Here is a 13,927-nt window from a genome sequence, read left to right as displayed (position 1 = left end):
AAAGAGTCTTGCGAGTCAGCGCCTTAGGCGGAGTTCTTCACGTACTGGACCAAAGCTAGTGCGGTGATGCGCGGTTGGCCCCAAGCGCTTGAGTGCGGCGAGGTGCTCGGCCGTCGGATAACCGGCGTTGCGGTCCCAGCCGAAATCCGGGTGAAGCGCGTGCAGATCGACCATGACACGGTCGCGCGCCACCTTGGCGATGATCGACGCGGCGGCGATGGACAGGCTCTTGGCGTCGCCCTTCACCACGGTGCGCACGGCGCAGGGCAGGTCGGGCGCCCGGTTGCCGTCGACCAGCGCCAGCGTCGGCGCCACCGCCAGCCCGTCCACGGCGCGGCGCATGGCCAGCATGGTGGCCTTCAGGATGTTGATGGCGTCGATCTCCTGCACGCTCGCCTCGGCCACGCAGAAGGCCAGCGCGTGCGCCTCGATCTCCGGCACCAGCTCCTCCCGCGCGCGGGCGGTCAGCGCCTTGCTGTCGTGGATGCGCGCGGCGATGGCCGGCGGCAGACCGTCGGGCGGCAGCACCACGGCGGCAGCCATGACCGGCCCGGCGAGCGGCCCGCGCCCGACCTCGTCGACGCCGCAGACGACGGCGCCGGGGCCGGCCTCCCGCTCCAGGCTGAGGTCGGGGCCGGTGCGGACGGCGCGCGGGCGGCGGGTCTTGATGGCGGGTTCGGTCGTCATGGCGGCGACCATAGCCAAGGTCGTGCGTCAGTACCAGAAGGGTGTCTTCCCGGCCCAGGGCGACGTGGCGTAGCGCTTGTGCAGCAGCTGGAAGGCGCGCTTGGACACGTCGGTCGGCGTGTGGACGAAGCGCGTCGCCCGCACGGCGAGGTGCAGCGCCTCCGGCACGCGCGGGTCCCCGGGGTTCGCCTTGGCCCAGTCGAGCACCGTCCTGCCCAGCGTGCCGGAGGCGTCGGCGTGCCGTTCCAGCGCCTTGGCCTCCGCCTCCGCCGCCTTCACGTCCGCGTCGGCGAGGAAGGACGGGCGGGCTGCTTCGGCCGGGGCGGCGTCGCGGCAGCGCAGGATGCAGTCCTTGCGGCTCTCGCCGATGGTGGCGCCCTCCCACCAGCGCGGGCCGTAGGCGCCGATGCGGTCGCGTTCGTAGAAATAGCCGATGCCGGGCTCCACCTGCGGCGAGGCGCCGGGCAGCTTCAGCAGGATGAAGGCGGCGAGGAAGCGGCGGCGCGCACCGTCGCGCGCCTGCGCGTGGGCGTCGAGGTCGCCGGCCAGCGCCGGGAAGTGCGCTTTGAGGTCCGCGCCCAGGCCGCGGGCTGACTTGACGTCGTCGAGCAGGGCGGCGCGCGTCCAGGCGGCGAGCGTCAGGTCGCGGCGGACGTGGGCGGGCAGCGTGCCGGTGCGGGCCAGCTCCGTCAGACGCCGGGTGGGCAGGTGGGTGTTGGCGACCGACGCCGTGTCGGTGTCCAGGTAGTGCGGCTCCGGCGCCTTCAGCTCCGCGCGCCACGCCAGCGTGTCATCGGGCTCCATCTCCGGCACGCCGCTGGGCGGGGTCATCCACTCGTCCGAGGGATAATAGACGAACAGCGCGCGGCGCGGGGCGTAGGCGGCGAACTCCTCCAGCGACCGGGCCAGCGCCAACCCGTGCGCGCGGAACTGGTTGCGGCTGGACGGGTCGAGGTCGGGCAGGGCGAGGACCCGCTGCACCTCCGCGCGCGCTTCGTCCAGTGCGTCGCGCGCGATCAGCAGGCGGACGCGGTGCCACGCCACGCTGGCGTAGGCCGGCGAATTCGGTTCGATGGTCGCGGCGGCGGCCAGCAGGTCTTCGGCGGCGGGATCGGAGGCGCCGGTGGCCATCAGGGCGGCGACCAGCCACGGGGCGGCGCCGCCGGCGCGCCAGCGGGCCAGCGTGTCGTCGCGCGTCTCCGCGGGTTTGCGCAGCGCGGCGACCCAGGCGGTAAAGTCGCTGGCGTCCGGATGCCGCCGCGCCAGCGTTACCAGATCGTCCAACTCGACGGCGGGCACGGCGTCTTCGGGAGCGGTGAGCAGCATGGTCTCCAGCGCGCGGGCGCGCGCCAGCGGCTCGGCATGGTAGGCGACCAAGGCGTCCAGCCGGCCGATGTCCGGGCGCCAGTCCGCCAGCGTCGGGTCGTCTAGCACCCGCTTGGCGGCGGCGCGGTAGGCGTCCGCCGCTTCCATTCGCTTCTGGGCGTTTATGGCGTCGGCGACGGCGCGCGCGTGGGTGCGGGCGACCAGATAGGGGGCGCTTTCGTTCCAGGGCGAGGCCGCGTCGGCGGCGATGGCGGTGAAGCGCGCCGCGGCGTCGCCGTAGCGCCGCTGGTAGAGCGCCGCCGCGGCCTGCTGGTAGGCGCGGTCGGCGCGCAGCCAAGCCGGCGCGTCGGCCGCCACGTCGGCCGGCGGTGCCGCGTCGGTGGTCGAGCACACCCGGAACACCTGGTCCTGGCCGGCCAGCCAGTCGCGCACCGCCGGCGCGTCCGCCCCATGCTGCGCGATGCGGTCGGCCAGCACCGCCGCGGCCGTGCGGAAGGCATCGGGGGCGCAGTTCGGCACGTAGACGTAGGGATCGTGGTCGGCGGTGCGGTGGGGGTCGGTGTCGCTGTATTTGAGCGGCGGCGCGTCGGGCACCGCCTTGCGCGCGTCGGTCCAGGCGCCGACGGCGCCGGGCAGGGTGTCGGAGAATTCGCAGCAGGGCTTCGCCAGCTCCGCCATCATCCCGGCGGTCAGCGGCCGACCCATCAGGCGGCGGTAGGCGATGAACAGCCGGCGCCCGTTGAAGCCCGTCATGACGACGCCCAGCCGGCTGGCGGCGTAGGCCGGCGGCGCGTCGGTGGCGAAGCCGCCCTGGCTGACGAAGACCATGCTGGGAAGGACCGGACCCGACGCCAGGGCCGGCCCGCCGACGGCGGCGAGGGCGGCGAGGAGCAGCGGGGCGAGGGCGCGCGCGAGGGTCATGGCAGGGCCTGCAGGGTGGCGCGGTAGGCGGTTTCGGTCCACGGGCGCGGGGTGAAGGCGTAGACGCGGCGGCCGGGCTTGAGCGGCGGGAACGGCTCGTCCAGCGACACGCCGACGCTGCGCCGGCACTCCACGCGCGTCAAGTCGCCGCCATCGGCGAGGCGGGCGCGGATTGCGATGCCGGCCGGCCCCATGCGGAAGAGCATGGGCACCACCTCGTCCACCGGCAGGTCCGCCGTCCAGCGTTCGGTGAGGCACCAGGAGGCCAGCGCGGTGATCGACAGCGGCAGCCCGGCCGGCAGGTGCTGGCGCAGGTCGTGCAGCAACGCCGTGTAGAAGGCGCGCAGCGACGGCGGTGCCTCGAAGTCCACCTGCAGGGCGGCGACGCCCGGCCGGTTGGCCTCGGCGGACAGGCGGTCCAGCACGGCGCGGCGCTGTTCGTCGCCTGCCGCCGGACGGGTGCGTCCGAGGTGGACGTGCACGACGGCGATGCGCCGCGTGCCGTCGGGCAGGCGCAGCGGCTGAAGGCGCGGGCGCCAAAGGGTGCGGTCGCCGTCCAGGAACAGCGTGCCGTTCAGGGCGGCGACGGCGGTGGTGGCGGGGTCGATGAAGCGCAGATCCTCCGGCCGCTCCCACGCCCACAGCACGAGGCCGGGCACCCCGTCCATCCCGGCGGCCGGAAGCGGCGCCAGCAGAAGGGCGGCCAGGACAATGCAAGGACGGGTGGCGCAAGGAAGAGGGGAACCGGGATGCGGCATGCAACCGACGTTAGCCGATCCGCGCCGGGAAGTCGTGGCCGCTCAGAACAGCGCCAGCTGGTCGCCGGGCGCCTCCGGCCGGCGGAACTGCGTGAGGTCGAGCGGCGGGGACCGGCCGCCGAGACCCAGGCGGTTGCAGGCGGCGTGGAAGCGGCGGCGCAGCAGCTCCGCATAGGGGCCGTCGCCGGTCATGCGGCGGCCGAACTGCGCGTCGTACAGATTGCCGCCGCGGCACTGGCGGATCAGGCTCATCACGCGCCGGGCGCGGTCGGGGGCGTGGGCGTGCAGCCACTCCTCGAACAGGTCGCCGATCTCCAGCGGCAGGCGCAGCAGGATGTAGGCAGCACCTTCAGCCCCGGCCTCGGCCGCCGTCTCCAGGATGGATTCCAGCTCATGGTCGGTCAGGCCGGGGATCATGGGGGAGGCCATGACGGTGACCCGCACGCCGGCTTCGCTCAATTGCCGGATGGCGTCCAGCCGGCGGGCGGGGGTGGAGGCGCGCGGCTCCAGCGCGCGGGCGAGGCTGCGGTCGAGCGTGGTGACCGACACGCAGACGTGCACGAGGTTGCGCGCCGCCATGCGCGACAGCACGTCCAGATCGCGCAGCACCAGGGCGGACTTGGTGACCAGCCCGGCCGGGTGGTTGCAGCCGTCCAGCACCTCCAGGATGCGGCGGGTGATTTGCAACTGGCGCTCGACCGGCTGGTAGGGATCGGTGTTGGTGCCCAGCGCGATGGGTGCCGGCTGGTAGCCCTTGGCGCGCAGCTCCTTCACCAGAAGTTCCGGCGCATCGGGCTTGTGGAACAGGCGCGTCTCGAAATCCAGGCCGGGCGACAGGCCGAGGTAGGCGTGCGTCGGCCGGGCGAAGCAGTACACGCACCCGTGCTCGCACCCCCGGTAGGGGTTGATCGAGCGGTCGAACGGGATGTCGGGGGAGCGGTTGTAGGTGATGACGCTGCGGCTGGTGTCGACCGTCAGCGTCGTGCGCAGCGGCGGCAGGTCGCCGTCCAGCGCCGAGCCCCAGCCGTCGTCGATGGTGACGCGGCTCGCGCGCTCGAACCGGCCGCTGCGGTTGCTGACCGCGCCGCGCCCCTTCGTCACCCGATCCGGCAGTTCGTCGACCATGCCTTGAGCATGGCATTATTCTGCGAACAAATCAAGAACATTGCTGGAGGCGCCCCTGTGATGCTGTCGACGGACTGTTCCCAGAGGCAACCGCTGGGCTATGCTGCATAGCGAAGGATCTTTTGTGCGGTGCGGGCATGCCAGTCTCCTACCTTCGCGCCCTGTCGGAGAGCCGGCGGACGAGAAAGGCCAACATCCATCTCGGCGTGTCGCTCGCCTTCGTCGCCGGGGCGATCAACGCGGGCGGGTTCCTCGCCGTCCTGCAATACACCTCGCACATGACCGGCATCGTGTCGGCGATGGCCGACAACCTGATCCTGAGCAACATGGCGGCCGTCGCCACGGGGCTGGCCTCGCTGGCGTGCTTCATCGCCGGCGCGGCCTATTCGACGATCCTCATCAACTGGGGGCGCCATCACCGGATGCGCAGCGAGTATGCCTACCCGCTGCTGTGGGAGGCGCTGCTGCTCCTGTGCTTCGGGCTGATGGGGAACGTCCTGGAATCGCATCAGGCGCTGGCGGTGCCGCTGACGGTCCTGCTGCTGTGCTTCATCATGGGCTTGCAGAACGCGATCATCACCAAGGTCTCCAAGTCGGAGATCCGCACGACCCACATGACCGGCATCGTGACGGACATCGGGATCGAACTCGGCAAGCTCGTCTACATCAACTCCCAGGAGGAATCCGCCCGCTACAAGCCCGTGCGCACCGACTGGCGCCGCCTGGCGCTTCTGGCGTCGCTGCTGCTGTCGTTCTTCGTGGGTGGTGCCGCGGGGGCGGTGGGGTTCAAGCATGCGGGATACGTGACCACCGTTCCGCTGGCGGTCTTCCTCATCCTCCTGGCGATCGTGCCGCTGGTGGACGACGCGCGCACCCGCACGCGGCTGTTCCTGCGCCACCACGCGCACGGCCGGCGGGCGGGCAAGGGCGGTTCGCTGGGGCTGCGTTAACCCACGCCCCAGCCGCCCGTGTCGGGGAAGGGGATGGGCGGCGGCGGGGCCATGTCCTGGCCCAGGTCCTGGCGGGCCGGCACCTGCAGGCCGCGCGGCAAGGGCGGGGCGTCGGCCGGGGCGGGCAGCAGTCGGGCGGGCTTGACCCACCACTTGGGCTGCGCGGCGGCGATGCCGGACGCCGCCTCGGCGGCCTGGGCGGCGGTGGCGTACAGGCCGAAGCAGGTGGCGCCGCTGCCAGACAGGCGGGACAGCAGGCAGCCGGCCGTGCCCTCGATGGATGCGAGCACGTCGGCGATCACCGGGGCGACGGTCAGGGCTGGCGCCGTCAGGTCGTTGCCGCGCTCGCGCAGCAGGGCGGCCAGTTCCGCGGCGTCGGCGGGCGCCCGGGTGAAGCGGGCGGGGGCCGAGAATGCGCCGCTACGTGCCTTGAAGACCGCCGGGGTCGGCACCGGGACGCCGGGGTTGACCAGCACGGCGTGGCAGTCGGGCAGGGCGGGGGCCTCGTCCAGCTGTTCGCCGATGCCGCCGAAGAAGGCCGGGCGGCCGGCGAGGCAGACCGGCACGTCGGCGCCCAGCGTCACGCCCACCTCGTAGAGCAGGGCGGCGTCCGCCGGTACCTCCCACAGGCGGGCCAGCGCGCGCAGCGTCGCGGCGGCGTCGGCCGAACCGCCGCCGATGCCGGACGCCACCGGCAGGCGCTTGTCCAGCATCAGCACCACGTCGGCCTCGCGCCCCAGCCGGGCGGCCAGCGCGTGCGCGGCGCGGATCACCAGGTTGCGGGACGGATCCTCGCCCATCAGCGCGGCGCCGAAGGGGCCGGACACCGCCAGCCGCGGCCCGACCGGCGGCAGCGCCATGCCGCGCAAGGCCACGCGCGCGAAGCCCGGCCGCGCCGTCACCGTGTCGCCCACGTCGGCGAAGGCGACGAGGCTGTCCAACTCATGGAAGCCGTCGGCGCGGCGGCCGAGCACGTGCAGGTAGAGGTTCAGCTTGGCGGGCGCCGCCTCGACGATCTCCGGGGTGGTCATTGGGCCTTCGGCGCTCCCACCTCGGCGGCGCGGGTGTCGGGCAGGCCCTTCTCCAGCTTTTCCTCGATCTGCTGCTTCAGCGGCTCCTCGTCGGCGGTGCGCAGCGCGCGCTGCCACTGGAAGCGCGCCTCGGTGCGCCGGCCGACGCGCCAGTAGGCGTCGCCCAGGTGGTCGTTGATGGTGGCGTCGACGGGGCGCAGCTCCACCGCGCGCTCCAGCCGCGTCACCGCGCCCTCGAAGTCGCCGATGCGGTAGAGCGCCCAGCCCAGGCTGTCGATGATGTAGCCGTCGCGGGGCTTCAGCTCGACCGCGCGCTCGATCATCGCCTTGGCGCGGTCCAGGTTCTGGCCCTTGTCCACCCAGCTGTAGCCCAGGTAGTTCAGCAGGTACGGCTCCTCCGGCCGCAGCTCCAGCGCCTTCTTCAGGTCGGCCTCGGCGTCCGGCCAGCGGTTGATGCGGTCGTAGGACAGCGCGCGGGCGTAGAACACCGACCAGTGGCGCTCCGACGGCGTGCCGATGCGCTGCAGCGCCGTGGTGTAGGCGCCGGCCGCCTCCTCGTGGCGCTTGCCGGCGCGGTAGACGTCGCCCAGGCGGACCAGCGCGTCGGTGCGCTCCGGCCGCTCCTGCGCCAGCTTGGCGAACATCGCGATCGCCTCGTCGTTGCGCTCCATCCGGGCCAGCACGTCGGCGGCGCGCAGGCGGGCCGACCAGCCCAGCACCGGATCGTTCTCCAGCGCCCGGTACTCGGTCAGCGCCTCCTCGTGGTGGTCGCGCGATTCCAGGATGTCGCCGATCATGATGCGCGCCAGCGCCAGATCGGGACGCAGGTGCAGGGCGACGCGGCCGAACAGCAGGGCGGTTTCCTCCGCACCCTCGTGGTGCAGCGCGCTGCCCAGGTCGAACAGCGCCTCCGCCATGCCCTGGCGGGCGTCGGCGACGGTGGGGGCCGGCGGGCGGGGAGCATCCAGCGCCTTCAGCGCCGGCTCGATCATCAGGCTCTCGGGGTTGTCGGCGCGGAAGCGCTCGTACAGCCTGCGGGCCTCGTCCTTGCGGCCGATGCGCTCAAAGTGGTTGCCGACGATCTGCACGACGCGCAGCGGCGCCTCCGCCTTCACCACCTCGGCGTAGTGGCGCTCGGCGTCGGCGGGGCGCCCGCCGAGGTCGAACACGAGGCCGGCGTGCAGGTCGTGCAGCGCCGAGAAGCCGGTCGCCGCCGACAGGGCGGACAGCGCCTGCACGGCGCGCTCGGTGTCCTTGCGGGCGACCGCCAGCCAGGCGTCGAGCAGGGGGCCGAGGAACTTGGCCATGCCGTCGCGCGGCATGCGCTTGGACATCGCCTCGGCGTCGTCCAGGCGGCCGCGGGCCAGCGCGTCGGCGATCAGCAGCGTGGCGGCGATCTGCGGCTCGGCATCGCGTTCCACCAGACGCCGGGCGAGGTCGAGGGCGGCGTCGATGCGCCCCTCGCTGAGGCGCAGCATGTAGGTGCGGCGCAGCAGCGACAGCTCGTCCGGGTCGGCGCTCAGCGCGTGCGACAGGTACTGCGCGGCGGCGCGCCAGTCGTCCTGGTGCTGGGCGAAGCGGCCGGCGAGGTAGCTGCCGGTGAACGACGACGGCGCCTCCGCCTGCGTGCCGGCCGTTGCCGGTGCGGGCAGCCAGAGCGCTGTCGCGAGGAGCGCGGAAGCCAGAAACGCGCGCGTGGTCCGGGAGGTCGTCATGCCGGGTCCCGTTGCTTGCCGAGTTGCAGGGTCGAGCCTATGGCCCAATTCCTTAATCCTTCCATAACCATGTCGTTCCGGGCGAGCGTCAGCGCCACTCCTGCCTTACCCGGTCGATGGTGTCCGGACGGAAGACGTCGTCGAGGCGTGCGCGCAGATGTGCGCACAGTTCGGCCGGCATGCCCGGTGACAAACGCTCGCCCTCCACCTTCCAGCGCGCCATCCACGACAGGCTGCGCAGCCAGGTGAGCCGGCGCAGCGGGCGCAGCCACGGCCGCACGGCGGCGGCGAGGTCCGCCGGAACGGCCGCCTCCCAGGCGGCGTGGAAGGCGGCGACGTCGCCCGGCGAGAGCGCCGCCGCCACGGCGGGGTCCCACATGGTGGAGGTATAGAGGCTGGCGTGCGCCAGATCGATGCCGGGATGGCCGTACTGCGCCTTCTCCAGGTCGGTGAACCATGCCTTGCCGGCGGCGTCGATCAGGAAATTGCCGGGGTGCACGTCGGTGCCGACGAGGGTGATTGGCAGGGTGACCGGCAGGGTGACCGGCATGGGAAGGTCGGGGCGGTCACGGCGGGCGGCCTCCAGTTCCTCGGCGAGGCGGGCGCGGGCGGCGGGGGCGAGGTCCGCTGTGTCGAAGTACGCGGCCTGCCGTTCGACCAGCGCCAGGGTGGCGGCCACCGGGTCGGCCGGGCTGGCGAGCGGCGGGCGTTCGGCCGGCGGCGGCAGGGGCAGGCGGTGCAGCGCCGCCAGAGCGCGCGCGATGGCCGGCATGTCGGCGGGCAGGCGGGGCGGGCGGCCGACGATCTCTCCCACCAGCAGGGCGCCCATGGGCAGGGTGGGGCCGGGCTCCAGCACGGCGACCAGTTCGGGCGTGTGGCCGCCGACGGCCGCGCGGGCGAAGGCCGTCGCCTGGTAGGCGAGGTTGGCGGCGGGGTCGAGCCCGACCTGGCTCCAGCGCGGGACGCGCGCCACCACGCCGCGCCCCCTCAGCCGGACGTGGTCGTGCGCCACGCCCTTGAGCGGCAGCGGTTCGAGGTCCGCCGCGGTCAGGCCGGAAAAGGCGGGGAGGCGGGTGAGGATGGAGAGGAGGGCGGGGAGGTCCACCCCGTTACTTCCGATGCTCGTTCAGGCGCGGCATCAGCTCGACGAGGTTGCAGGGGCGGTGGCGGTTGTCGAGCTGGGCCTGCAGGATGCCGTCCCAGGCGTCGCGGCAGGCGCTGGGGGAGCCGGGCAGGGCGAAGATGTAGGTGCCGTTGGCCACACCGCCGGTCGCCCGGCTCTGGATCGTCGAGGTGCCGACCTTCTCGTAGCTCAGCCAGCGGAACAGCTCGCCGAAGCCGGGGATGGTCTTCTCGAACAGGCCTTCCACCGCTTCGGGCGTCACGTCGCGGCCCGTCACGCCGGTGCCGCCGGTGGTCAGCACCACGTCGATCTGCGGGTCGGCGATCCACGCCTGCACCTGGGCGCGGATGGAAGCCACGTCGTCCTTCACGATGGCGCGCGCGGCCAGCCGGTGTCCGGCGCCCTCCAACCGCTCGATCAGCGCCGCACCCGAGCGGTCGTCCTCGACCGAGCGGGTGTCGGACACCGTCATGACGGCGATGTTGACGGGGAGGAAGGGGCGGGTCTCGTCAATCTTCGGCATGCTGGGCCACCTGCGTCGGTCGGGCGTCAACCGGCATATAGACCGGCCAACGGCCCGCCGCAACGGCGTCCAGCGAGGTCGTTTCCTGGCCCAGGCGCAGGCGGTAGATCCAGAAGTTGGCGAGCACCTTCTCGACGTAGTCGCGCGTCTCCCAGAACGGCAGGCTTTCGATGAACAGCAGCGGGTCGTCCACGTCCTCCATCTCGCGCCGCCATTTCAGCAGGTTGCCGGGGCCGGCGTTGTAGGCGGCGGCGAAGAGGAAGAGGTTGTTGCCGACCTCCGGCATGCCCAGCAGCTCGGCCAGGTAGCGCTGGGCCAGCTCCATGTTGGTGGCCGGTTCGAACAGGGCGTTGCGCGCCGTGTCCTTCTCGTCGATGTCGGCGTTGCGCTCGCGCACGTGGCTGGCGGTGGCCGGCATGATCTGCATGAGGCCGAGCGCGCCGGCCGGGCTGACCAGACGCCGGTCGAAGCGCGATTCCTGACGCATCACCGCGAACATCAACGCGCGGTCCACGCTGAAGCCGCCGCGCGGCGCCCAGTGCGGCAGCGGGAACAGGGCGGCATCGTAGGGGGCGCCGTCCGGCCCGGTCACCGCGTTGCCGACGCGCAAGGCCAGCTCCGGCAGGCCGGAGCGGTCGGCGAGGATGACCAGCGCCTCCTCCATCCGGCCGTTGCCGCGCGGATGGGTGCGCAGCAGCTCCTCCTCCGCCATGTCCTTCTGGCCGGCCTGGAGCAGCGCTATGGCGCGCGCCCCGCCCGGACGTTCGGCGAGTGCGGCGAGGTGGGCGCCGGTCAGCTCCGGCAACTGCCAGCGCAGGTCGCCCAGCGTACCCAGCGCCCGGCTGGCGACGAGGCCGTAGAAGGTGTGCGGGTAGCGGGCGGCGGCGGTGAGATAGGCGCGTGCCTGCTCCCCCCGGCCCTTCAGGATGTGGGCGCGCGCCGCCCAGAAGGCGGCGGCGGTGAAGCGCCAGGGCGAGCGCGGCGAGGCGGCCACCATGGCGTCGAAGTGGCGGGACGCGCGGTCGACCTGCTTCAGCCGCCACGCCGCCAGCCCGGCGATCCAGTGCGCCTCGTCCACCACCTCGCCCGAGCGCGCGGCGCTGGCCGAGGCGAGCGCCAGGGCCTGCGTCACCTCCCCGGCGTAGTAGAGCGCCCCGGCGATGCGGGCGCGCGTGGCGTCGTACTGCACGGAGTCCAGCGCGCGCGAGAATTCGTCGTCGTTCAGGAGCGCCAGGGCGGCGCCGGGCTTGCCGGCGCGCAGCAGGTCCTCCACCCGGCCGGCGGCGGCCACGTCGGCGCGCTTGCGCGTGCTGGTGCGGCTGCGCGGCGCGATGGCGAGCGTCTCCTCGCCCTCGATGGTGAATTCGTCGCCAACGGGCTGGGGCCGGGAGCCGGCCATGCGCTCCAGCGAGCCGGTCAGCCGCTCACCCTCGGCGCGCGGCGCCTTGGGCGGGCGTTGGCCGGCGGGGGCGCGGCGTTCGGCCAGCTGGAAGATGCGTTCGGCGCCCGGCAGGTCGCCGTGCTTGCGCAGCCACGCCGACAATTCCTCGAAGCTGGCCTTGCGGTCGGGGTGCAGGTAGCGCTGGCGCAGCACGTGGCCGAGCAGGCGCTTGTCGCCCAGCTGGCGGATTTCCCAGTCCGCCGCCTCCCACTCGCCGCGTTCCTGCAAACCGAAGATTCGGCGGTAGCGGTGGGCGTCGTCCTCCGACAGCTGGACGGCGCGCGCGTCCGCGTCCTCCGACAGCAGCAAAGGCTGTTCGGGGAAATCAAAACCCAGCGGTATCACCGGACGCCCGTCCGGACCGTGGATCACGAGGGCGGCCTGAGCGTTCGGATAGGAGCCGCTCAGGTCGGGTGCGACGGCGATCGCCAGCGTCGCACACACGGCCGCCAGGAGTTTTGAGCGCAGCATGGTTGTCCCCTTTGCTGCGTTGCAACAATTCCCGAGCATTTGACCGAAATAGACTCGCACGCGGCGAATCGCAAGCCCCGGATTCGTCCGTCAAGCCAACGTTCGGGGGAAATCGTATATCGTTCAGTGATTTGCCCGGCGAAGAAATTTCGCTTTAGTCCAGGTGGCTGAGCCTTTGGCGCAAGGTCAGAAGATCGCGCCACGCCTCCCTTTTGGAGATGGGATTGCGCAGGAGATACGCCGGGTGGAGCATGGGCAGAACCGGCACCGGCTTTGCCAGACCTTGCGTGCTGTACTCGAACCACTGGCCGCGCAGGCGCGTGATGCCTTCGCTGCGGTCGAGAATCGTCTTGGCGGACGTGCCGCCCAGCGGCACCAGGAAGTCCGGCGCGACCAGTGCCACGTGGCGTTCCAGGAAGGGCAGGCAGGCGGCGATCTCCGCCTGTGTCGGGCTGCGGTTGCCGGGCGGGCGCCACGGCAGAATATTGGTGATGTAGACGCTGGTGCGGTCCAGGCCGATGTGGGCCAGCATGCGGTCGAGCAGCTTGCCGCTGACGCCGACGAAGGGCTTGCCCTGGCGGTCCTCGTCCTCGCCCGGCGCCTCGCCGACCAGCATGATGCGGGCCTTGGGGTTGCCGTCGGCGAACACGGTGTTGGTGGCGGTCAGCTTCAGCGCGCAGCCGTCGAAGGCGCGCACCGCCGCCTCCAGCGCCTCCAGCGAGTCCGCCTCGCGGGCTCGGGCGCGGGCCGAGGCGCCGGCCTCGCTGGCGCCCAGCGGCAGGCCGGGTTCGGCCGGGGCGCGGGCGGTGGCCGGACGCGCGGCCGGGGCAGGGCCGGCGGGGGTGCCGGCGCGCGGCGCCGCACCGGCCGGGCGTGACGGCAGCGGCCGGGCCGCCAGGGTGCCCCAGTCGGTGGGGAGGTCGGCGATGGCCTCGTCGCAGCCGATTTCCACATGCCAGCGCAACGCCGACAGGATGTCGCTCAGGTCACTCATGGTTTGACCTTAGCACGGGACCTGTGTTCATACATGGGCTTAGCTACACCCACCTTTGGGCGCGCCGACGCCCCCGCCGAGTGCCGCGGCGGTACAACATTCGGGAGGCCAGGGAACATGGAGCGCGAACCGCGCGAGGTGATGGAATACGACGTGGTTGTCGTGGGCGCCGGCCCGTCGGGGCTGTCGGCCGCCATCCGCCTGAAGCAACTGGCCGCCGAGAGCGGCACGGAGCTGTCGGTGTGCGTCATCGAGAAGGGCTCCGAGGTGGGCGCCCACCTGCTCTCCGGCGCCGTCTTCGAGCCGCACGCGCTGGCCGAGCTGATCCCCGACTGGAAGGACAAGGGCGCCCCCCTGACCACGCCGGCCCGCGACGACCGCTTCCTCTTCCTCACGCCGACCCGGGCCATCCGCCTGCCCACCCCGCCGCAGATGCACAATCACGGCAACTTCATCATCAGCCTCGGCAACCTCGGCAAGTGGCTCGCAAGCCAGGCCGAGGAACTCGGCGTCGAGATCTACGCCGGCTTCGCGGGCGCGGAGGTGCTGTACGACGACACGGGCGCGGTCAAGGGCGTGGCCACCGGCGACATGGGCATCGGCAAGGACGGCCAGCCGACCGGCAACTACACCCCCGGCGTGGAACTGCACGCCCGCCAGACCATCTTCGCCGAGGGCTGCCGCGGCTCGCTGACCAAGACGCTGATGGCGCGCTTCGCCTTGCGCGACGGCGTCGAGCCGCAGACCTACGGCCTCGGCATCAAGGAGCTGTGGGAGATCGACCCGGCCAAGTCGCAGCCCGGCCTGATCGAGCACACCATCGGCTGGCCGATGGACCCCAAGACCTACGGCGGCTCCTTCC

The 13,927-nt window shown here is 72.6% G+C and carries 12 protein-coding genes; 2 read left to right on the top strand and 10 right to left on the bottom strand.

Annotation, left to right across the window (positions count from 1 at the left end; translation table 11 throughout):
- Window positions 1–15 precede the first annotated feature (15 nt).
- The 4 genes from VED21_RS19840 to VED21_RS19825 all read right to left on the bottom strand — a co-directional run bounded on the left by VED21_RS19840 (window position 16) and on the right by VED21_RS19825 (window position 4,817).
- Complete coding sequence (locus VED21_RS19840; RefSeq protein ID WP_324885218.1) at window positions 16–687, bottom strand: ribonuclease HII; 672 nt, start codon at window positions 685–687, stop codon at window positions 16–18.
- Between the two features lie 27 nt (window positions 688–714).
- Entirely contained in the window at window positions 715–2,934 is a 2,220-nt protein-coding gene (locus VED21_RS19835; protein ID WP_324885216.1) for a hypothetical protein, read from the bottom strand.
- Window positions 2,931–3,593 carry a DUF3142 domain-containing protein gene (locus VED21_RS19830; protein ID WP_324885214.1) on the bottom strand — a complete coding sequence of 221 codons (663 nt, stop codon included), beginning with the start codon at window positions 3,591–3,593 and terminating at the stop codon, window positions 2,931–2,933. Before VED21_RS19830 ends, VED21_RS19835 begins: the two co-directional genes overlap by 4 nt.
- A 141-nt stretch (window positions 3,594–3,734) precedes the next feature.
- Window positions 3,735–4,817, bottom strand: a complete 1,083-nt coding sequence (locus VED21_RS19825) for a PA0069 family radical SAM protein (protein WP_324885212.1) — start codon at window positions 4,815–4,817, stop codon at window positions 3,735–3,737.
- Between the two features lie 137 nt (window positions 4,818–4,954).
- Here VED21_RS19825 and VED21_RS19820 point away from each other — a divergent pair, with 137 nt between their 5' ends.
- Window positions 4,955–5,767, top strand: coding sequence for a YoaK family protein (locus tag VED21_RS19820; protein WP_324885210.1), 813 nt, complete (start codon window positions 4,955–4,957; stop codon window positions 5,765–5,767).
- On the opposite strand, the gene VED21_RS19815 is transcribed toward VED21_RS19820, so the two are convergent.
- The 6 genes from VED21_RS19815 to VED21_RS19790 all read right to left on the bottom strand — a co-directional run bounded on the left by VED21_RS19815 (window position 5,764) and on the right by VED21_RS19790 (window position 13,065).
- Complete coding sequence (locus VED21_RS19815) at window positions 5,764–6,798, bottom strand: 4-(cytidine 5'-diphospho)-2-C-methyl-D-erythritol kinase (protein ID WP_324885208.1); 1,035 nt, start codon at window positions 6,796–6,798, stop codon at window positions 5,764–5,766. The two genes, VED21_RS19820 and VED21_RS19815, sit on opposite strands and share 4 nt — an antisense overlap.
- On the bottom strand, window positions 6,795–8,513 hold the full coding sequence (locus tag VED21_RS19810; protein WP_324885206.1) for a tetratricopeptide repeat protein: 1,719 nt from the start codon (window positions 8,511–8,513) through the stop codon (window positions 6,795–6,797). The genes VED21_RS19815 and VED21_RS19810 overlap by 4 nt, the downstream gene beginning before the upstream one ends.
- Before the next feature lie 88 nt (window positions 8,514–8,601).
- Window positions 8,602–9,618: a phosphotransferase family protein gene (locus VED21_RS19805; RefSeq protein ID WP_324885204.1), complete on the bottom strand. Its 1,017-nt coding sequence runs from the start codon at window positions 9,616–9,618 to the stop codon at window positions 8,602–8,604.
- A gap of 4 nt (window positions 9,619–9,622) precedes the next feature.
- Window positions 9,623–10,159 carry a molybdenum cofactor biosynthesis protein B gene (moaB, locus tag VED21_RS19800; RefSeq protein ID WP_324885202.1) on the bottom strand — a complete coding sequence of 179 codons (537 nt, stop codon included), beginning with the start codon at window positions 10,157–10,159 and terminating at the stop codon, window positions 9,623–9,625.
- Window positions 10,146–12,071, bottom strand: a complete 1,926-nt coding sequence (locus VED21_RS19795) for a lytic transglycosylase domain-containing protein (RefSeq protein ID WP_324885200.1) — start codon at window positions 12,069–12,071, stop codon at window positions 10,146–10,148. Before VED21_RS19795 ends, moaB begins: the two co-directional genes overlap by 14 nt.
- A gap of 154 nt (window positions 12,072–12,225) precedes the next feature.
- Window positions 12,226–13,065: a uracil-DNA glycosylase gene (locus VED21_RS19790; RefSeq protein WP_324885198.1), complete on the bottom strand. Its 840-nt coding sequence runs from the start codon at window positions 13,063–13,065 to the stop codon at window positions 12,226–12,228.
- 117 nt (window positions 13,066–13,182) lie between these two features.
- Here VED21_RS19790 and VED21_RS19785 point away from each other — a divergent pair.
- Window positions 13,183–13,927: NAD(P)/FAD-dependent oxidoreductase (locus VED21_RS19785; protein ID WP_324885196.1), on the top strand; the 745-nt coding region annotated here is incomplete at its 3' end.

The sequence above is a fragment of the Azospirillum sp. genome (assembly GCF_035627195.1).
GTDB lineage: Bacteria > Pseudomonadota > Alphaproteobacteria > Azospirillales > Azospirillaceae > Azospirillum.
The sequence above is the reverse complement of the archived record's forward strand: the minus strand, read 5'-3'. Positions and strand labels throughout refer to the sequence as shown.